The sequence below is a fragment of the Rhodococcus sp. Eu-32 genome, from assembly GCF_003336925.1.
Classification (GTDB): domain Bacteria; phylum Actinomycetota; class Actinomycetes; order Mycobacteriales; family Mycobacteriaceae; genus Rhodococcoides; species Rhodococcoides kyotonensis_B.
This window is the reverse complement of record NZ_QGNK01000005.1, coordinates 48047-66325: the sequence shown is the minus strand read 5'-3', so window position 1 is coordinate 66325 and position 18279 is coordinate 48047. Positions and strand designations below refer to the sequence as shown.

Here is an 18279-nt window from a genome sequence, read left to right as displayed (position 1 = left end):
CTCGTTCTAGGACCATGTGCACCACGGGATCATCCGTGGATCACTCGATCATGTCGTATCGGCCCCGACCCGATGAAAGAAACCGTACCAGTGCCGGGTTCGAGTGTTCATTCGAATCCCGCACTTGGCTTGTCGTGTCGAAACAGTCCGCTGTCGAGCGTTCGAGACTTTCCGCCGACGGCCGTCGGTCACGTCAGACCATGTCCTTGCGCGTCAACCAGCGCAGTGTCGGCCAACCGCAGAAGACCGGGAGCCAGCATGTCAGGACGCGGTACAGCAGCACCGACGGCACCGCGACGCTCGCGGGCAGGCCGAAGGCGGCCAGGCCGCCGATCAGTGCTGCCTCGACGGCGCCGACGCCGCCGGGCGTGGGCGCGGCCGATGCGAGCGTTCCGCCGATCATCGTCACGACGGTGACGGTCACGAATGTGGTTCCGCCGCCGAATGCCTCGACGCTGGCCCACAGTGCGAGCGCGGCGCCGAGTGTGGTTGCAGCACAGCCGAGAACGATCAGCAGGAATCGCTTGGGGTCCTTGGCAAGCAGTCCGAGTTCACCGAACACCTCGGTGAGCTGGGGACGAACGGCGTTGCGCAACCACCGCCGTAGCGTCGGGACGAACATGAACGTGCCGACGATGCCCAGTGCGACACCGGCGATCAGGTACAGAACCGTCGGATCCGGAACGAAGTGCGCGAGATCGGCCGACGTGCCCGCGACCACGCTGAAGAACACCAACAGCGATACGTGCGTGATCACCTGGACCGACTGTTGCAGTGCGACAGCGGCCGTCGCGCGGACAGCGCCGAGCCCGCCCTTCTGCAGGAATCGCACGCTGAGCGCGAGGCCGCCGACACCTGCGGGCGTCGTCGTCGCCGCGAACGTGTTGGCCACCTGCATGATCGTCAGATTCTTGAAGCTGACCATGCCGAAGGCGCACGCCCACAACGCCGCGGCGGCACCGATGTACGTCAATGCCGACACGGCGAGTCCGAGCAGAGCCCACCACCAGTTGGCCGTCCGCAGTTCGCTGACGAACGTCGGGACTGCGCTGATGAACGGGTAGGCGACGTAGACGAGTCCGATCAGCAGGACGAGTTGGATGATCTGGTTTCGCGTGAAACGTGTGACCTGCTCGGCGCGAATCTCGTCGGTGCCGGTCTGCTTCACCACCTCGTCGCGTACCGCGTTCATCACGCCGGTGCCGTCGGGTACGGACTTTCGCACCCGCGCGGGAATCGCGGAACGGGTGAGTCGTCCCGACGCGGTCAGCACGGTCTGTGTGCCCAGCGTGTCGATGGCGATGCGGACCGCGCGTTCCTCACCGAAGAGTGCCGACGTCGAAATCAACAGCTGCGCGACGTCGGACTGCATCTGAGCGTCCGACGCGCCGAGCTCGGCATTGGAGAATCCGCCGAACAGTGCGGTCCCCTCGTCGTCTCTGAGCTCGGCGCTGCGCAGGTCACCGTGCGAGATCTGATGCGAATGCAGTATCTGCAGACCCTTCCAGATACTGGTGGCCAGTGCGTCCTCCGACGATTCGTCGACGGGAACACCGCGCGGCGCGGTGTGTGCGTACATCGCCCAGCCGCGCGCGAGCGCCGAAACCGCCAGCGGTCTGCTGCTGGCCACGCCCAGGTCACCGATGGCGATACCCATCAGAGCGCGATGTTCGACGGCTCGTCGCATCGACGCGTGCAGTGGCGCACTCTCGCTGTTGCGGAACGACAGCCAGCGCCACGCCTGCCGGAGAGCGCCCCCGCTGCGTTGGTTCTGCCCGTACATCTCGACGACGATGTTCGGTTCCGCACCGCGCACAGCCGCGGCGAGCACGAGCGGTCCCGGCCCGGCGGGCTTCAGAACGCGGAACGAGTCGACGGGATGGCCCCGCTCGGCGAGCAGGCGAGCGGCCGCGTCGAGCGGAACCTCGAGTGCCGGGGTGCCGACGAACAGCACGATGATCGCGCCGACGCACCAGCCGACCGACAGGCCGAGCAGCGACCGCGCAGGCACGACGGTGCTGACGAACAGGTGGATCGGGACGAACGCCAACAGCAGGAACCACCACAGCCGACGCCATCGCGCGGGCAACCAGGGGCCGGACACCGTCAGGACCGCAGCGAGCATGGCGATCCACCGGGAGTCGTCGAGGAATTGAGACAGGAACGTGTCGAGGCGGTCGGGTACGTCGAGGTGCCATGCGGGCGTCGAGATTCCGGTGCCGGTGATGGACAACGCCAGACCCGCGATGAGTCCTGCGGCCGCGTACCCGGCCAGCAGCTTCCACTGCCGACGCGCGATCAACCCGATCAGAATGCCGAACGGCAGAGCCAGGATCGCGACGCCGTACAACAGGTAGACGAGGTTGGACTGGTCGGGGCTGAGGACACCGACGATGTTCGACACCGACTTCTCGAGCGCGTCCCACTGCCCGCGAGTGATCAGCGACCCGGCGATGACGGCGGCCAGCAGAACGAGCGACAGCACGAGACGCAGGATGTCGCTCGTGCGCCGATTCAAAGGCTGCAGCAGGCTCCCGCTGACCGGAATATCCCGCCCGTCGACCCGCATGCTGTGTCTGTTCCTCGCTGGTTGATGTGGGGTCAACCTACCGTGCCCGATCCATTCACTGCTCGGACACTACGGATTCGGCTCGGCGTACAGACCAGGCACGGCCAGTGAGGGCGACGACGGCAGCGCCTACGCCGATCAGCAGCACGACGAGCACTGTCACCGTGTGCGCGAACGCAGTCGCGTACTCGTGAGGGAAGCCCGGAACACCCGCGGCGGTGGCGTCGGCCCGCGCATCATCCGGCATCGCGCCGCGCACGAGGTGCGTCAGGAGGGCGGCGTAGGCAGCGACGAACAGGGCTTCCCCGCCGATGCGAAACAGATTGAGCACTCCGGCCGCCGTGCCGCTGCTGTGCGCGGGCACCGCGGCGAGGGCTTCGCCGTCGACGAGACCGATCGGCAATCCGAAGCCGAGTCCGAGCAGCGTCATGGGAAGCAGAATCCACCAGATCGAACCGCCCGGGGTGAGCAGCAGCATGCCCAAGGTGCCGATCACGAGTGCGACAAGGCTCGTGTGAATGATCACGAGCGGTCCGACACGGGTGGACGTGATCACCCGCGCGACGATTGCAGGCGCGACGAGAACGGGAACCGTCATGACGAGCATCAGAAGTCCCGCGGAGCCTGGTGTCGTGGAACGGATGCCACTCATCGCTGCAGGCAGGTAGGTCAGCAGTGTGACGAACCCGATGGCGCCTGCAACCGGAACCAGGCAGAGACCCAGGAACAGTCGATTGCGGAGCAGAGACAGGTCCAGGCCCGACGACGTCCGCGCTCGGACCGCGGGGATCGCTTTCGTTCCCGCGCATGCCACGGCAAGGACGACGGCTTGTGCGAAAAACACCCAGCGCCAACCGAAATGCCCGACCAGCAAGCCCGCGATCGTCGGGCCGAGAGCGAGGCCGAGTCCGTTGACGGTGCCGAACGCGGCGAACGCCGTCGCACGCGCGGTACCCGAGTAGAGGTTCGACAGGATCGACGTTGCGCCGACGAGAACGGCAGCGGCACCTATTCCGGCCACTATTCGCGCGATGTCGAGCACGAGGAGGTCCGGGGCAACGGCGCTGGCCAGTCCCGCGAGACTGGTCACTGCCACACCGATGCGGAACGAGATGTGGTGCCCGATCCGGTCCGACGCGGCGCCCCACACCACGGTGAACAAGGCGAACGCGAGGTTGAAGCCGTTGACGACCCACTGCAGCGGTCCTGGGCTCTCACCGAGATCGGCGGCGATGCGCGGAAGTGCGATCGCTGTGCCTGCGATGGACATCGGAATGACGAACTGAGCTGTGAGTACGACTGCGAGCGTCGGTTTCGAGAGCACAGATCCCCCTAGGTACGAGAATTGTCGTACCTATGACAGCAGATCGGAAGGTATGATGCAATCCGTGCACATGGCGACTGAAAGGAGCCCCGAATGCCGGACGAAGACGGCCACCCGGACGTGTCCGAGATGGAGCTGGGATCGGTCATGTCGGCACTGTCGGATCCGTTGCGCCGCAGAGTGATCACCGAACTCGTGGGAGAGGGCGACGGCGTCGAGCGCACGTGCATGTCGTTCGAGCTCGGCGTCTCCAAATCGACTCTGACGCATCACTTCCGGGTGCTTCGCGAGTCGGGTCTCGTGTTCCAGGTGGATCGCGGGAACAGTCGCAAGGTGACGCTGCGACGGCGTGACGTGAACGACCGCTTTCCGGGCCTGCTGGATCTCCTGGCGAACGAGAAGAGTCGTAAATCGGTGGAGTCGGACGCCGTCGAACGCTAGCGTCGGTTCTCATGCACATCGCCATGATCGGCTGTACCGCGCCGAGTCACATCTATCCGTCGCTCGGCCTGATCGCCGAGCTGGTGCGACGCGGACACCGTCTCACGTACGCGGTCGGTGCATCGATGGCCGACGTCGTCGAACCTGCTGGTGCTCAGCTCGTGTCGTTCAATTCGATCCTGCCGCAGGGTGAAGCGGACTGGCCCGAAGATCCGGCGTCGGCGATGCGGGTGTTTCTCGACGAGGCGATCGGATCGTTCCCGATTCTCACCGAGTTCTACGACGTCGACCGTCCGGATCTGTTGCTGTACGACATAGGCGGTCTTGCCGCTCCGATCCTCGGACGCCGCTACGGTGTTCCGGCAGTGCAGCTTTCGCCGACCTATGTCGCGTGGCGGGGCTACGAGGACGAGATGGGTGAGGTGCTGGAGTCGATCCGGCAGTCCGATGCAGGAAGGGATTACCGCGACACCTACGCGAAGTGGTTGCGAAACAACGACATCGAAGCCGATCCGTGGGAGTGGATCACGTATCCGGAGAGTGTGCTGTCGCTGATCCCTCGCGCGATGCAGCCGAATGCCGATCGGGTTCCCGACTCGGTGCAGTTCGTCGGGCCGTGTCTCGACCCGGCTCGGCTCGACGACCGATGCTGGACGCCTCCCGCCGACGGACGCAAGGTGCTGCTCGTCTCGTTCGGCACCGGATTCAACGAACGCCCCGACTTCTATCGCCTGTGTATCGACGCGTTCCGTGACTCGGATTGGCACGTCGTCATCGCGATCGGCTACCGCGTCGACGCGGAGTCACTCGGTGAGGTGCCGTCGAACGTCGAACTGCATCAACAGGTTCCGCAACTGACGGTGTTGGCGGCCGCGTCGGCGTTCGTCACGCACGCCGGTATGGGCGGGTGCACCGAGGCGCTGTGGTTCGCCGTGCCCACCGTCGCCGTTCCTCAGGCCGTCGACCAGTTCGGGAACGCGGCGATGCTCGAGGAGCTGGGCGTCGGAGTGCAACTCGCCGACAGCGACGCCACCGCGATCGCTCTGCGTGAGGCCGTGGACAACGTCGCCGGCTCGCCGGACATCGCCGCACGACTGGCAGGCATCAGCGCCGACATCAGAGCGCACGGCGGGATCGAGCGTGCAGCAGACGCCGTCGAAGCTAGTCTTCGAGCACGCTGACGCTCACTCCGTACGGCAGGAACCGCACCTTGCGCGTCGGATCGGTGTTGTCCTTGTGCGCACGCAGCGCGTCGAGTTCCGTCGCGTACAGCTGGTCGATAAGCGCGGCGCCGTCCTCGGAGACGGTGTATATGGCCCACACGCCGTCGGCAGGTGATGTGGGCTTCGGGGGTTCGGGCGCCGTCCGCGTCGCACCCCCACCGAAGAACTTGCCCACCTGGTCGACGACGTCGCGCAGTCCGTCGCTCGCCTCTTTCGCGAAGCGATCGAAGTCCTCGGGGTCGATTCCGAAAGGTCCGTTGTTGGTCATGTCTCCAGTGTGCGCTCGCTGTACGCCGACGCGCACCTCGGATCGCTCTCCGTCGCGCAGGTTGCAGCAGGTGCGCGCGTTGCAACCTGCGCGTTCGCTGAAAGGTGCGCGGCTACGGTCACGGCCTCGACCTCACCCCTGATCTGCGCAGGGTGCAGCAGGCGCGCGCGTTGCAACCTGCGCGTTCGCTGCAAGGTGCGCGGCTACGGTCACGGCCTCGACCTCACCCCTGATCTGCGCAGGTTGCAGCAGGCGCGCGCGTTGCAACCTGCGCGTTCGCTGGAAGGTGCGCGGCTGGGCACGGCCGGCGCAGCCGCACTACTGCTGCAGCCGTGACCCGATGGTCTGGTGCAGCGCCCGCAGACTGTTCTGCCCCAACGAGACGGTCTGCGACTCGATGTGGCGGAGCAGGTGACCGTCGTCGAGAACCTTCTCACTGGACTGGATGAGAACGGTTCCGGCGCCCGTGAAGTCGAACTGCCGCTCCTCACCGCTGTTCGCGCCGAGGAATCCGCGGGCCGCACCGAGGAAGTTCTGCATCCACCCGGCGTCGAAGTGATGCGACGGCGACGGGCAATCGGCCCATCCGACGAGCGCTTCGGGGTCGATGCGCAGAGGCGGTTCGGCGAACATGACCTGCCCGTTCGACGACGCCAGGAACTTCCCGGTGCCGAGGAGCGTCAGGAACCCGGGCACGATCGACTGCTTCAGATCGAGCGTCGGCTCGAACGCGAGGAGGTTCGCGGCGCGGATCGTCAGGTTGCCCTCGTCGAGGTCGTAGGAGTTGATGTTGAAGCCCCGGTCACCGAGGATCAGCTTCCCCTGCCCCTGCGCGAGAACCCACTCGTTCGAGTACAGCGGCGACGAGAAACGCGCGGCGACGATGGCGGGCATCGACGTCTGTCCGAGCGGCTCGAACCGCACGTTGCCGTAATACGCGATCATCGCGCCCTTCGACGTGAACCACGGCTGACCTGCCAGTTCGACGCAGAAGGCGTAGTCGTTGCCGGGCACGTTGTCGTTGACCGGGAGGGTGTAGGGAGTGTGCACTTCGGCGGGAGTGGAGCCCGCGGAATGACCCGGAAAAGTAGTCATGAGGGCCTCAGAATTTCTGCTCGGACGCCTGGACCCACACGGTGCCCATGCCGGTTATCTTCAGTTGCATCGCCTCACCGCTTCCGCGGCCGACGGCGTCGCGCCAGCCCACGTTGGCCGAGATGTCGACCTGGATGTTGCCGATGTGGCAGACGTACGCCTGCGGATCGACCACCACGTGCGGGCGTTGCGGCCCGACCTCCAGCGGAATCGCACCGCCGTGTGAGAGAACCGCGACGGTGCCCTGCCCGCTGAGTTGGGTGGTGAACAGACCTTGGCCGGTCATCGCGCCGCGCACGGCTCCACGGACACCGCCTTGCGACGTCAATGCCACGACCGAGGTCTGCAGGTACCCGTCGTGCGCGAGGAGGCGATCGGCTTCGACGGTCAGCAGCGACGAGCCGTCGAGATGAATGACTTCGACGTACAGGCCTGCGTGGCCGTAGAAGACCTCGCCCTGGCCTTCGGCGGCCATCATCGAGACGTGTTCACCGGACATCATCCGTCCGGCCATTCCCGCGACCCCACCCAGACTCGGCATGCCTGCCGCCGAGCCGCCCATCGAATGAGGAACGAAGCGGACATCGCCGGTGTAGTAGAGCATCGCGCCCTTGCGGGCCAACACGTTCTGGCCCTGCGCGAGTGTTGTCTTGACGACCTTGCTGTTGACGACTTCGAGCGGCACGTCAGCGCTCCTCGGGTTGGATGTAGACGACGCCTTGGCCGTCGAAACGAAGCGAGAAGGCCTCACCGCTGCCGCCGCCGATGGCGGAACGCCACGTGACGTCGGTGACGAAGCTCTGGTTCAGTGGGCCGCGGTGCGCGACGAAGGCGTCCGGGTCCACGACGAGGGGGTACTGCGGGTCGACGGCGAGTGCGATGAGCGGACCACCCGCCGACAGCAGCGCGACGGCGCCGGATCCGCTGACGACGGTGGTGAACAGACCTTGACCCGACGACGCGCCACGCAGGCCGCTGAACTTCACCTCGGTTTTCAGCTGACCCGTCAGTGCGAGAAGTTGTGACGCCTCGACGTGCATCGAGTCGCCGGCCAGTTCGACGACCGTGATGTCCTGTGCGTCGACGGCGAAGTAGACGGTGCCCTGGCCGGAAACCTCCATGAGAGAGAGGGATTCACCGGCGACCTTCTGTTTCAACGCGGCTCTCAGTCCGCCGCCGCCACCCATGCCCGCGTTCTTGAAGGAAACGTCGCCTTCGTAGGCGACCATCGATCCCGACATCGCGCGCAGCGAATCGCCTGTCAGATTCGCGACGAGCACGCGGTGCCCGTTCGTCGTCAGCTGTGCCACGGGGGAACTATGCCACGGCCCGTTCCCCCGTGCCAGCTGTTGCGCCCCGTGCGTGGGAATGTTTAGCCCGCTATACATTCCCACGCACGTCAGACGAGCGGTTTCAGCGTCTTACCTGCGAGTTCGACGATGCCGGGCTGGTGTCCGTTGGTCACCAGGTTGATGATCACGCCGTCGATGCCCTGGTCGAGGACGCGTCGCTGGACTTGCTCGGCGACGTCGTCGGGGGTGCCGCAGAACTGGCGATCGGTGGCTGCTGCCTTGTCGTCGTCCGAGAGGTTCGACAGGTCGACGCCCGTCGACAGCAAGTAGTCGTGTTGGAGCTGCCGGGCCTTGTCGCCGTCCTCGTCGATGATCACGAACGCCAGGAAGCTGGTCTCGAGGTCCTTCGGGTCGCGATCGATCTCCTCGCACCGGGCCTCGACGGCCTTGACCTTGCGTGGCAATTCGCTTGCGTCGCAGATGATGTTGAGGTGATCGGCGAACTGGGCGGCCAAGCCGAAGGTCTTCTTCTCACCGCCACCGCCGAGCATGATCGGAAGGTCGTCGCGAATCCGGGGTTCGTTGATGGCCTCGTCGACCTGGTACCAGAGTCCGTCGAATGTCGGACGCTGTCCGCGCAGCATCGGCTCGATGATCTGCAGCGCCTCGTCCAGGCGTTCGAACCTGTCGGTGAACGTACCGAACTCGAGCCCGAAGCTGTTGTGCTCCAACTCGAACCAGCCTGCGCCGATGCCGAGGATAGCGCGGCCGCCGCTGACGACGTCGAGCGTCGTGACGGTCTTGGCGAGGATCGCCGGGTTCCGGTAGGTGTTGCCGGTGACGAGAGCCGACAACTGGATGGTGTCGGTGGCCGTCGCGAGGCCGGACAGTGCGGTGTACGCCTCGAGCATGGGCTCGTCGGGCGCACCGATTCCGGGCAGTTGGTAGAAGTGGTCCATGACGAAGGCAGTGTCGAATCCTGCTGCCTCAGCCTCGCGCGCCTGCGCGATGACCGTGGGGAACAGTTCCTTCACGGAACCCGAGTAGCTGAAGTTGGGCATCTGGTATCCGAGACGAATGGTCACCTGGTCAACGCTACTCGCGGTCCGGCGGTGATGCGTCGTTTGCGCCCCGATACGCGCGGACGAGGCGCACCATGGACCGATGACACTCGAACTGACCCGATCCCCGTTCTCCGGATTCGCCGTCGACGACATCGAGGCGGCCCGATCCTTCTACGCCGACACACTCGGAATGACCGTGGTCGACGGCGAGATGGGGCTGATCCATCTTCGCCTGAGCGAGAACTCCGAGGTGTTGGTCTATCCCAGGCCTGGGCACACGCCCGCCCCGTACACGATTCTCAACTTCCCCGTCGCCGACATCGAGGCCGCGGTCGACGCGTTGACGGCCAAAGGTGTGGTGTTCCAGCAGTATCCGGACATGGGCACCGACGAGCGTGGCATCTTTCGCGGTGGTGGGCCGTTGATCGCGTGGTTCACCGACCCGGCAGGTAACGTTCTGTCCGTATTGGAGGCGTGACTCAGGCTGTCGGACTGCCTGTTTCGAGTGTCGCCATCTGCGTTCGCCGGACGCCGGTCGTGGTCACCCACTCCAGCCGGACGATCTCGCCGGGTCGTCGTCCCACCATCTCCGCGGCGAGATCGTCGGACGAGCGGACCGGGCGGCCGTCGAACGAGACGATGACGTCACCGCGTACGAGGCCCGTCCGTTCTGCAGGCGAGTTGTACTCGACTCCGACGACCGAGGCCCCCTGTGACGGGTTCGCGTTCCAGGCCGACACATCTCGGACCTGCACGCCGAGGAACGGCGTCGGGCCCACGTGAACCGTTCCTGCAGAACGGCCTTCGCGAATCTGGTCGACGACGGTCATCGCGATGTCGATCGGGATCGCGTACGCTTCCGGCGCCTGAGTGAGCCTGGCTTCGTCGGACAGGCCTGCCGCGTCGACGCCGATGACACTCCCCCACGCGTCGACGAGCGGCCCTCCCGAGTCACCTGCTCGGACGTCGGCGTCGATCTGGATCATTCCGGTCAGCTCGTTGCGTGAGCCGTCGACGGAACTCTGCGCGGTGACGGTCTTGTCGAGCGCGACGACCTGTCCCGGGGCCGGAACGAGAACCCCTGCGCCCGAAGCGTTTCCGATTGCCGTCACTGCGTCCCCGACGGCCACGTCCGCGGAACGTCCGATCACGGCCACCGGGAGGCCTGCTGCCGAATCCAACTGCAGGACCGCGAGGTCACGCGTCTTGTCGTACCCCAGAACCGATGCGTCGTACATCAGTCCGTTGCCCACCGCGGTGACCGAAGCTGCGGTCTCGATGACATGGTAATTCGTCAGGACGAGACCGGCCGGGTCGACGACGAATCCCGTCCCTGCAACTCCCGACGTTCCCCACTCGGCGGTGATCGTGACGACGGCCGGGTCGACCTGGCTCGTGATCTGCTCGGGGGTGAGCGGGAGTGGCGACGGTGCTGCGACCGGCGGAGGTGACGGCGGTGCGTCGAGCACGCCAGGGGTGAGCGGCGCCGCGAACGCCGACGCAGCAGCGGTCAGCACGACGAGGAGTGCCGCTCTGCCAGCCGCCTGCATGAGGGTCGATTATTGCTCAGTTCTCACCGACTGCGCACCTTTCAGCGAATGCGTACGTTGCAACCTGCGCATTCGCTGAAACGTGCGCGTACGGGGCTCAGCGAAACAGCGTTACGGATTCGACGGTGAGGGATCCGGGTGCGAAGTTCACGAACACGACACCTCGTTCGGTACCCCATCGAACTGTCGCGCTGACGGTTCGTCCGGCGGCGATGAACTTCTCGAACGTCGCGCCGTCATGGTCGGAGCGCAGTCGGTCTGCCGCGACGGACTTGCCCTTCGCGCCGACGGATCGAAGGCCCGACATGAAACCGACAAGGCCTGACACACCTTGATTTCCGATCATCTGCGGGGTCAGGGCGATCGACGACCGCACTCCCGCGAATCCGCCGCGCAGCAGTTGGCCGATCATGGACGCCAACTCCCAATGCGCGGCGAGTCGTGCGATCTCGAGCGATCCATCGTCGTCGACCAGGTCGTACCGCAGATGCATCGGCACGGTCACCGCCGCGCCCGCCGACATGGTGATCGTCAGCGACAGGTCCCGAACGACGGACATCCCGGACACCATGTCGTGCTCGACGTGGAATTCGATCGTGTTCGGCGCGATGAACGTGTCGTAGAAGCGCGCGATCGCGTCGTGACCCTGATGGGGCCGCGACCCCACCGGATCGTTGACGACCCCGTCCCGGGCGTAGAGATCGACCCACGCGGTGCGGTCGTGCACGGCCACTGCGGCAGGCGAGCCCTCGACGAAGGCCAGCAGATCTTCCGAGGCGAACACGCTTCGACGCTATATCGACGCGCCAGGTCAGGTCTTGGAATCGGCGAGATCGGGTAGACGCGCACGCAGTGGTCAGGCGCACGCCGAATTGCTGGCTATTCGGCGTGCGTGTGGCCATTCGGTGCGCGTTTGTCGTGTCGCCTACCGCGCCGTCACGGCCCTCGGCACATCCGCCCGCAACGTGAAGTCGGTGACGAACTCGCCGTCTTCGGGCACGAAACGCCGTCGCGGATCGAAATTCTCGACGTCGAATCGGTCGAGCGACGGCGAATGGGTCGTGACGGCCATCGTGCCGCCGTCCAGGTCGAACTGCAGCAGTCGCTGGAAGCCCGTGGTGCGTTCGCCGTCGACCTCGAAGTACTGGTAATCGGCGAGCAGCTGAACGACGGTGCGATCGGTGTCCCCGATCTGCCGGTCGACGACGGTCGCCTGCCCGTCGACGTGGCCGGACAGCACGAGGAACACCGAATCATGCGGTAGGACAAGCCGATTCCAGATCTGCTGCCCCGAACTCGCGCCGATGTCACCCAAGGCCATCAGCTTCTTCTCGCCGCCTTCGTCGAGGTAGTAGTGCGTTCCGATGACGACGTTGCGATCCGGGTGCTCGTCCAACACTCGCTCGGCCCATTGCATGACCTTCTCGGGCGGGTTGTACCCGATGTACAGCATCAGGAATTTGGCACCTGCGATGTCGATCAGGTCGTAGTGTGCCGAATTGTCCGTAGGTGTGAAGGAATCCCCCCACCACGGCTGATTCGCGTATCGCTGCGGACCGAAGTATTCGTTGTAGAGCTCGTGGTTCTGCTCGTGCATCCCCGGTACGAGCTTGCCTGCGACGTTCCATAGATTGTCGTGATTTCCGGGCAGTACGCCGTGGGGGATCTCGGCGTCCTCCAGCAGTTTCATGGCCTCGCTCGCAGCTTCGAACTCGATGCGCGACTGCGTGTCCGGACGCCCGGGGCTGATCCAGCTCTGGATGATGTCTCCGGTGTGCATGCTGTATTCGATGCCGTATTTCTCGGCGTTGTCGACGGTCCACCGTGTCATGTCGTCGTACACACCCGGGTCGTCGCGGGAGATGTACTGGGTGTCGGTGATGTGTTGCAGCGCAAAGTCGTACGTGCCAGGCGTCGCGAATGTTGCATCGGGTCCGGCGTTGTCGGTCGCGAACGAGCGGTCCTCGCGCGGCGAGTCGACGATCATCACTTCGAGTGTGCCGTCGATGTTCGCGACCGTCGCCGTGAGCTCGATGGGCCCACCGGGCGTCGACGGGGACGCGGTGGCCACTGCGGGACCCCACGACTCGGTTCCCGGAGCGCGGACGTGCATGGCGAGATCGTTCAGGTTGACCGACGTTCCGGTCCAGTCCATCTGCGCGACGGTGACATCGGGTCCGAAGGTCACCGTGTAGCGGAGATACGGGTAGTCGTCCCATCCGGAGGTGCGGGACGACGAGTCCGAGAACTCTTCCCCGTCCAGGACGCCCGCGACCATGTCGGCTGTGATGGGCGCGGGCTCGGCCGTCAGACCGAGCGCGGGAACAGCGGCGGCGGGCACCTGGGTCGGCAGTCTCGACGGATCGGCGACGGCGTCGGCCCCGACGAGCGCACAGGCAAGGAGAAGAGATCCGACGGTCGGGAGGCTCCGCCACCCGTGCGCGGATAGTTGGTCCATAGTCCAACTATGCGCGCACGGGCAGCGACGCTGCAATGTGCGTGAGACGCGCGGCCGCGTCGCACACTCGGTCGATCTTGTCCTGAAGCGCGTCCCCTTCGAAGGCCTCGACGCGTCCGCCGATGCTGATCGACGCCACGGCCGTCCCGTCACGTCCGAGTATCGGTGCCGCGACGGCGGCGACGCCGTCCAGGTAGTCGGAATTGCTGACCGAATATCCCGCGGCCCGAACGGAATCCAAGTGCTCGGAGAGCGCGGTGGCGTCCGTCAGTGTGCGGTCGGTGTACGCCGGAAGTTCGCGCCGGAACCATCTCTCTCGCAACGCATTCGAGAACGCAAGCATCGCGATGGGGCCGGCGGCGGCGTGGTACGGCATGACCGATCCGATGTTGATCCCGGCGACGACGAGAGGGTTGTGGCCCTCGAGCCGGTCGATGCACACGGCGCCCTCCTCGGCGGGGACCATCAGGAATGCGGTGTCGCCGAACGTCGTCGCCAAGCCCTCCATGTACGGACGGGCGGCGGTGCGAAGGTCGAGCTGAACGAGTGCGGCCGAACCGATTTCGAACAACGGCATCGCCACGCGATACGACCCTTCGGACGTGCGGTCGATCCATCCTGCGTGGATGAGTGTCGCCATGAGTCGATGCACGGTGGTCTTGTTCATGCCGCTCGTCGAGGTCAGGTCGTTCAATGTCCAGACGGGCCTGGACGCGTCGAAGTGCTCGAGCAGGCTGCAGGCCTTCAGTACGGCTCCGACGATGTCGCGGCCCGACCGGTCGTCGGACTCGATGGGCGCAACCACAGATGCTCACTCTTTCGTCGGCTCGAAGAAGGTCTCGTCATCATACGAACAGCGTTTCCGGAGAAGCCGCCTTGACATGTGACGACCACCACTCTAGCTTCATTCTCGCGATCTGCGGAATGCGTTCCGCAATACGGAATGGAGTGATGATGGCAGGGACAGCCCCCACCCTGAAGGACCTCACGACGCAGGGACTCGTCTACGCGCCCGGCGTATGGGACGGCTTGACCGCTCGCCTTGCCGAGCAGGCAGGATTCAGCGCGCTCTGCGCTTCGGGATTCGCGGTGTCCGCGGCGCTCGGACTGCCCGACGCCGAGCTGTACACGGCAACCGAGAACCTGCAGGCTGTGCGAACGATCCACGAATCGTCGTCGCTACCGCTGGTCGCCGACATCGACACGGGCTACGGCAACGCCGTCAACGCCGCGCGCACCGCCAGGAAGTTCGTCGACGCGGGTGTGCAGGGCATGTTCATGGAAGACCAGGTCTCGCCGAAGTCGTGCCCGATCTGCGTCGGCGACCCCGTCGACCTCATCACCGTCGAGGAAGGCACCGGCAAGATCCGCGCAGTACGCGACAACATTCCCGACGACGTCCTGCTCATCGCCCGTACCGATGCACGAGGTGACGACGCGATCCGCCGCGCCCAGGCGTACGTCGACGCCGGCGCGGACATGATCATGCCCGTGACGAAGACGTTCACGACGATCGAGGAGTGGGAGCGGTGCCACCAGGAGGTCGGTGTTCCGCTGATGGCGACGCTGACCGCCTCGACGTGGACCGAGCGTGAGTTCACACCCGAGGTTCTCGAGCGGATCGGCGTGCGCCTCGCGCTCCTGCCCACGCAGATCCTGATGGCAGCCACGGGCGCAGCACGAGAGGCGTTGCGACGCTTGGCCGGCGGCGAGGCCCCGGCGTCCGTCAGCGCCGACGCCTTGCAGCACCACGAGTTCGTCGACCTCATCGGCTTCTCCGAGGTCGAGGCGCAGCAGCGCAAGTACCTCCCGGAGAAGATCTCGTGAGCGGATACACGATGACCGAGAAGATTCTCGGCAGGGCATGCGACGCCGAAACCGTCAGGGGCGGTGAGAATCACGCCGTTCGTCCCGCGCGGATGATCGCGTACGATTTCCCCGGTTACACCGACGTCATGTTCCGTCAGATGCGCGACGACTTCGGCATCACCGAACTGTCCGATCCCAGCCGCTACGTCGTGTTCATCGATCACATGCTGACGAAGAACAACGACAAGGAAGCCGAAGTCCACCAGGTGACGCGTGACTGGTGCGAGTTCTACGGCATCGAGTTGCACGAGGGCGCAGGCATCGGACATCAGCTGACAGCCGAACTGGGGCTTGCCATTCCGGGTGACTTCCTCGTGCATTTCGACGGGCACATCAGTGGCGTCGGCGCGTTCGGAGCGCTCGGATGGGGAATCCGACGCGATCTCATCGAAGCCTGGGTGACCGGCAAGCTGTACGTCGACATTCCGACGACGACGCGGTTCGACCTCGTCGGCGAGTTCGCACCCGGTGTCGACAGCCGCGACCTCGTGCACACCATCATCGATCTCGTCGGTGCCGACGGATGTGCCCACGAGGTCATGGAATTCGGTGGCCCGGGCGCTCGGTCGATGAAGATCGATCACCGGCAGGGTCTCTGTGGCATGGCGATGTTCACCGGTGCAGTGTCCGCGATCTTCGAGCCCGACGACATCTCGCTCGCGTACGCGAACGAGGTTGCGCGGGACAGTTTCTCGCCGGTCTATCCCGACGCCGACGCGTCGTACTCGGCGCGACACACTATCGACCTCGCGACGATCGTGCCCCGCGTCGTGCAGCCCGGTTCGGCACGCGCCGCGAACACGAAGACCGCGAAGGAGGTGTCCGGCACGCCGATCACCAAGGCCTTTATCGGATCCTGCGCGAGTGGTCGGATCGAGGATCTTCGGGCCGCAGCGCTCGTGCTCGACGGCCGGACCGTGGCGCCCGGCGTCGAACTGAACATCGTGCCGACGTCACAGAAGGTGCACCAGCAGGCCGAGGACGAAGGCATTCTCGATGTGCTTCGTGCGGCAGGCGCGAACATCGCGGTGTCGAGCTGCGATTTCTGCTTCGGGTACCAGAAGCCGTTGCAGGCCGGAGAGAACTGCATTTCGACTGGCGTACTGAACATTTCGGGACGCATGGGCAGTTCGGATGCGAACATCTACATGGGATCGCCGTACACGGTGGCGGCGAGTGCCGTCGTCGGTGAGGTGCAGGAATGGCAGGAGGCAAGTCGGTGAGCGCCTACCCACCCCCGCCCGACGTCATCGAGGGCCGCGTCGCCTGGGTCTTCGGCGACGACTTCGACATCGATCTCGTGGTCGGAGTGTCCAACATCAAGTCCTACGACCCCGACCACCTACGGTCCGTGTGCATGAAGGCCTACGACGACGGGTTCGTCGACCGAGTACGTCCAGGCGACATCGTCGTCGGCGGACGCAACTTCGGGTACGGTCATCCGCACTATCCGCCGATGGTCGCGCTGCGCAATGCAGGCATCTCAGCCATTGTCGCCGAGTCGTTCTCGCCCGGCTTCTGGCGCGGCGAGACCTTCAACGGCATGCCGCTCATCACCGTGCCCGGCGTGTCGACGGCTGTGAAGACCGGTGACGCCGTGTCACTGGACTGGCGCGCCGCGACAGTGCGTACCGACGACGCAGTGCTCGTCGGCACTCCCCCGAACGCGCGAACCGTCCAGGTGATCGAGGCCGGCGGTTCGTACGAGCTACTCCTTCGAGAACATTCCCTCGCACAGCAAGGACAGAACCGATGACGAACGTGGAACATCCCCCCGCACGTTCCGCCGAGAGCGTGCCTCAGAGCAAGGCCTCGTCGACGACGGCCCGACGCGCCGCGATTGCAGGCGGCGTCGGAACGCTCATCGAGTACTACGACTTCGCGGTCTACGGCTTCCTCGCCGTCATCATCGCGCCGTTGTTCTTCCCGTCGACCAGTCCTGGCGTCTCGATTCTGGCGACGTTGGCCGTCTTCGGCGTCGCCTATGTCGCACGCCCACTCGGTGGCATCTTCTTCGGTCGACTCGGGGACCGTCGCGGGCGTCGATCCGCGCTCGTCATCACCGTCGTGTGCATGGGTATCGCGTGCGGCATTCTCGGTCTGTTGCCGACGCACTCGTCGGTCGGCATCCTCGCACCCATCCTGCTGGTGGTCATCCGGCTCGCGCAGGGCTTCTCGGCCGGAGGTGAAATCGGCGGCGCCGCAACGTACATCGCAGAGTCGGCACCGCCGAACCGTCGTGGATTCTTCGGCTCGTTCACGCCGATCGGGTCGACGCTCGGGTTCGCCGTCGCGGCTGCGGTCGTCGGTCTCGTGACACTCGGTACGACGGACGAGCAGATGGCGTCGTGGGGTTGGCGCATCCCGTTCCTGCTGGCGCTGCCCCTCGCGGTGATCTGCCTCCGTGTGCGGCTGAAGCTCGAGGACAGTCCCGAGTTCGAGGAGATGGCCGAGAAGAACCAGGTTGCGAAGAGCCCGCTGTCGGATGTCGTGAAGCGAAGCCCGTTGTCGGTGTTGCGCGTCATCGGTATCGCGATCGCGATGAATGGATCCGGTTACATCGGTCTGACGTACTTCAGCGTGTATCTCATCAAGGATCTCGGATTCTCGAAGGACTCCGTGTACTGGACGTCGGCGATCGCCATCGCGCTGGCCTGTGCGACGTTCCCGCTCAGCGGCATGCTCACCGACAGGTTCGGCCGCAAGCCCGTTCTGCTCGCCGGCTATCTCGCGTACGTCGTGATCGCGTTGCCTGCCTTCATGATTCTCGGCGCGACCACCAGCATCGTCGTCGTCGGCATCGTGTACTTCGTGTACATGGTGCTCAACGGGGTCGTGCAGGTGCCGGCGTTCCCGCTGTTCACCGAGCTTTTCCCGCGTGCGGTGCGCTACACGGGCGTGTCCCTCGGATTCAACATCGGCACCATCGCCGCGGGCGGCACGGCGCCGTACGTCGCAGCGCAGCTGGTGGAATCGACCGGCAACGCCATGTCGCCCGCCTACTGGGTGATGGGTGTGTGTGCCGTCGGTGTCGCGACGGTGCTGACGATCCGTGAGACCGGAAAGAAGTCGCTTCCGGTGTAGTGCGCTTCGCGCCCGTGCGCGGATAGTTGGCCCAGGGACCGA

Annotated in this window: 19 protein-coding genes; 8 read left to right on the top strand and 11 right to left on the bottom strand. The window is 65.4% G+C overall.

Going from position 1 to position 18279, the window contains the following annotated elements:
• Positions 1-193: 193 nt before the first annotated feature.
• Together DK926_RS07925 and DK926_RS07920 are read right to left on the bottom strand one after the other, a co-directional pair.
• Positions 194-2569: a lysylphosphatidylglycerol synthase transmembrane domain-containing protein gene (locus tag DK926_RS07925; protein ID WP_114329972.1), complete on the bottom strand. Its 2376-nt coding sequence runs from the start codon at positions 2567-2569 to the stop codon at positions 194-196.
• A 55-nt stretch (positions 2570-2624) separates the two neighbouring features.
• On the bottom strand, positions 2625-3893 hold the full coding sequence (locus DK926_RS07920; protein ID WP_114329971.1) for an MFS transporter: 1269 nt from the start codon (positions 3891-3893) through the stop codon (positions 2625-2627).
• Between the two features lie 93 nt (positions 3894-3986).
• Here DK926_RS07920 and DK926_RS07915 point away from each other — a divergent pair, with 93 nt between their 5' ends.
• Positions 3987-4334: a winged helix-turn-helix domain-containing protein gene (locus DK926_RS07915; RefSeq protein ID WP_114329970.1), complete on the top strand. Its 348-nt coding sequence runs from the start codon at positions 3987-3989 to the stop codon at positions 4332-4334.
• An 11-nt stretch (positions 4335-4345) separates the two neighbouring features.
• Positions 4346-5515 (top strand): macrolide family glycosyltransferase, encoded by a 1170-nt coding sequence (locus DK926_RS07910; RefSeq protein ID WP_114329969.1) that lies wholly within the window; start codon positions 4346-4348, stop codon positions 5513-5515.
• On the opposite strand, the gene DK926_RS07905 is transcribed toward DK926_RS07910, so the two are convergent.
• Positions 5496-5825 (bottom strand): hypothetical protein, encoded by a 330-nt coding sequence (locus DK926_RS07905; protein ID WP_114329968.1) that lies wholly within the window; start codon positions 5823-5825, stop codon positions 5496-5498. The genes DK926_RS07910 and DK926_RS07905 overlap by 20 nt on opposite strands.
• Before the next feature lie 9 nt (positions 5826-5834).
• Between DK926_RS07905 and DK926_RS07900 the strand changes: the two genes are divergently transcribed.
• Positions 5835-6161: a hypothetical protein gene (locus DK926_RS07900; protein WP_114329967.1), complete on the top strand. Its 327-nt coding sequence runs from the start codon at positions 5835-5837 to the stop codon at positions 6159-6161.
• Here DK926_RS07900 and DK926_RS07895 read toward each other — a convergent pair.
• The 4 genes from DK926_RS07895 to DK926_RS07880 form a co-directional block, all read right to left on the bottom strand.
• Entirely contained in the window at positions 6144-6920 is a 777-nt protein-coding gene (locus tag DK926_RS07895) for an AIM24 family protein (protein WP_114329966.1), read from the bottom strand. The genes DK926_RS07900 and DK926_RS07895 overlap by 18 nt on opposite strands.
• Positions 6921-6927: 7 nt before the next feature.
• Positions 6928-7605, bottom strand: a complete 678-nt coding sequence (locus tag DK926_RS07890) for an AIM24 family protein (protein WP_114329965.1) — start codon at positions 7603-7605, stop codon at positions 6928-6930.
• 1 nt (position 7606) lies between these two features.
• The gene (locus tag DK926_RS07885; RefSeq protein ID WP_279387067.1) at positions 7607-8230 is read right to left on the bottom strand and encodes an AIM24 family protein; all 624 of its coding nucleotides are present in this window, start codon (positions 8228-8230) and stop codon (positions 7607-7609) included.
• An 89-nt stretch (positions 8231-8319) separates the two neighbouring features.
• A complete protein-coding gene (locus tag DK926_RS07880; protein ID WP_174551494.1) occupies positions 8320-9297 on the bottom strand; it encodes an LLM class F420-dependent oxidoreductase in 978 nt (325 codons plus the stop codon).
• A 79-nt stretch (positions 9298-9376) separates the two neighbouring features.
• On the opposite strand from DK926_RS07880, the gene DK926_RS07875 reads away from it, so the two are divergent.
• Positions 9377-9754 (top strand): VOC family protein, encoded by a 378-nt coding sequence (locus DK926_RS07875; protein ID WP_068430847.1) that lies wholly within the window; start codon positions 9377-9379, stop codon positions 9752-9754.
• 1 nt (position 9755) lies between these two features.
• On the opposite strand, the gene DK926_RS07870 is transcribed toward DK926_RS07875, so the two are convergent.
• From DK926_RS07870 to DK926_RS07855, 4 genes are all read right to left on the bottom strand, one after another.
• Positions 9756-10826, bottom strand: a complete 1071-nt coding sequence (locus tag DK926_RS07870) for a trypsin-like peptidase domain-containing protein (RefSeq protein WP_114329964.1) — start codon at positions 10824-10826, stop codon at positions 9756-9758.
• Between the two features lie 97 nt (positions 10827-10923).
• Complete coding sequence (locus DK926_RS07865; RefSeq protein ID WP_114329963.1) at positions 10924-11610, bottom strand: nuclear transport factor 2 family protein; 687 nt, start codon at positions 11608-11610, stop codon at positions 10924-10926.
• 141 nt (positions 11611-11751) lie between these two features.
• On the bottom strand, positions 11752-13284 hold the full coding sequence (locus DK926_RS07860) for a metallophosphoesterase (protein WP_114329962.1): 1533 nt from the start codon (positions 13282-13284) through the stop codon (positions 11752-11754).
• 7 nt (positions 13285-13291) lie between these two features.
• Positions 13292-14089, bottom strand: coding sequence for an IclR family transcriptional regulator (locus DK926_RS07855; protein WP_114329961.1), 798 nt, complete (start codon positions 14087-14089; stop codon positions 13292-13294).
• Positions 14090-14238: 149 nt separating this feature from the next.
• On the opposite strand from DK926_RS07855, the gene DK926_RS07850 reads away from it, so the two are divergent.
• The 4 genes from DK926_RS07850 to DK926_RS07835 are packed head-to-tail and all read left to right on the top strand — an operon-like array spanning position 14239 to position 18237.
• Entirely contained in the window at positions 14239-15111 is an 873-nt protein-coding gene (locus DK926_RS07850; RefSeq protein WP_114329960.1) for an isocitrate lyase/PEP mutase family protein, read from the top strand.
• 11 nt (positions 15112-15122) lie between these two features.
• A complete protein-coding gene (locus DK926_RS07845) occupies positions 15123-16376 on the top strand; it encodes an aconitase family protein (RefSeq protein ID WP_114329959.1) in 1254 nt (417 codons plus the stop codon).
• Positions 16373-16909 (top strand): 3-isopropylmalate dehydratase, encoded by a 537-nt coding sequence (locus tag DK926_RS07840; protein ID WP_068431071.1) that lies wholly within the window; start codon positions 16373-16375, stop codon positions 16907-16909. Before DK926_RS07845 ends, DK926_RS07840 begins: the two co-directional genes overlap by 4 nt.
• The gene (locus DK926_RS07835; protein WP_114329958.1) at positions 16906-18237 is read left to right on the top strand and encodes an MFS transporter; all 1332 of its coding nucleotides are present in this window, start codon (positions 16906-16908) and stop codon (positions 18235-18237) included. Before DK926_RS07840 ends, DK926_RS07835 begins: the two co-directional genes overlap by 4 nt.
• The last annotated feature ends 42 nt before the right edge of the window (positions 18238-18279 follow it).

Bases quoted from the DNA above. Each gene is read 5' to 3' on its own strand.
- DK926_RS07925 (WP_114329972.1), bottom strand. From the start codon at position 2,569: ATGCGGGTCGACGGGCGGGATATTCCGGTCAGCGGGAGCCTGCTGCAG.
- DK926_RS07845 (WP_114329959.1), top strand. From the start codon at position 15,123: ATGACCGAGAAGATTCTCGGCAGGGCATGCGACGCCGAAACCGTCAGG.
- DK926_RS07875 (WP_068430847.1), top strand. From the start codon at position 9,377: ATGACACTCGAACTGACCCGATCCCCGTTCTCCGGATTCGCCGTCGAC.
- DK926_RS07860 (WP_114329962.1), bottom strand. From the start codon at position 13,284: ATGGACCAACTATCCGCGCACGGGTGGCGGAGCCTCCCGACCGTCGGA.
- DK926_RS07915 (WP_114329970.1), top strand. From the start codon at position 3,987: ATGCCGGACGAAGACGGCCACCCGGACGTGTCCGAGATGGAGCTGGGA.
- DK926_RS07850 (WP_114329960.1), top strand. From the start codon at position 14,239: ATGGCAGGGACAGCCCCCACCCTGAAGGACCTCACGACGCAGGGACTC.
- DK926_RS07905 (WP_114329968.1), bottom strand. From the start codon at position 5,825: ATGACCAACAACGGACCTTTCGGAATCGACCCCGAGGACTTCGATCGC.
- DK926_RS07895 (WP_114329966.1), bottom strand. From the start codon at position 6,920: ATGACTACTTTTCCGGGTCATTCCGCGGGCTCCACTCCCGCCGAAGTG.
- DK926_RS07910 (WP_114329969.1), top strand. From the start codon at position 4,346: ATGCACATCGCCATGATCGGCTGTACCGCGCCGAGTCACATCTATCCG.
- DK926_RS07870 (WP_114329964.1), bottom strand. From the start codon at position 10,826: ATGCAGGCGGCTGGCAGAGCGGCACTCCTCGTCGTGCTGACCGCTGCT.
- DK926_RS07835 (WP_114329958.1), top strand. From the start codon at position 16,906: ATGACGAACGTGGAACATCCCCCCGCACGTTCCGCCGAGAGCGTGCCT.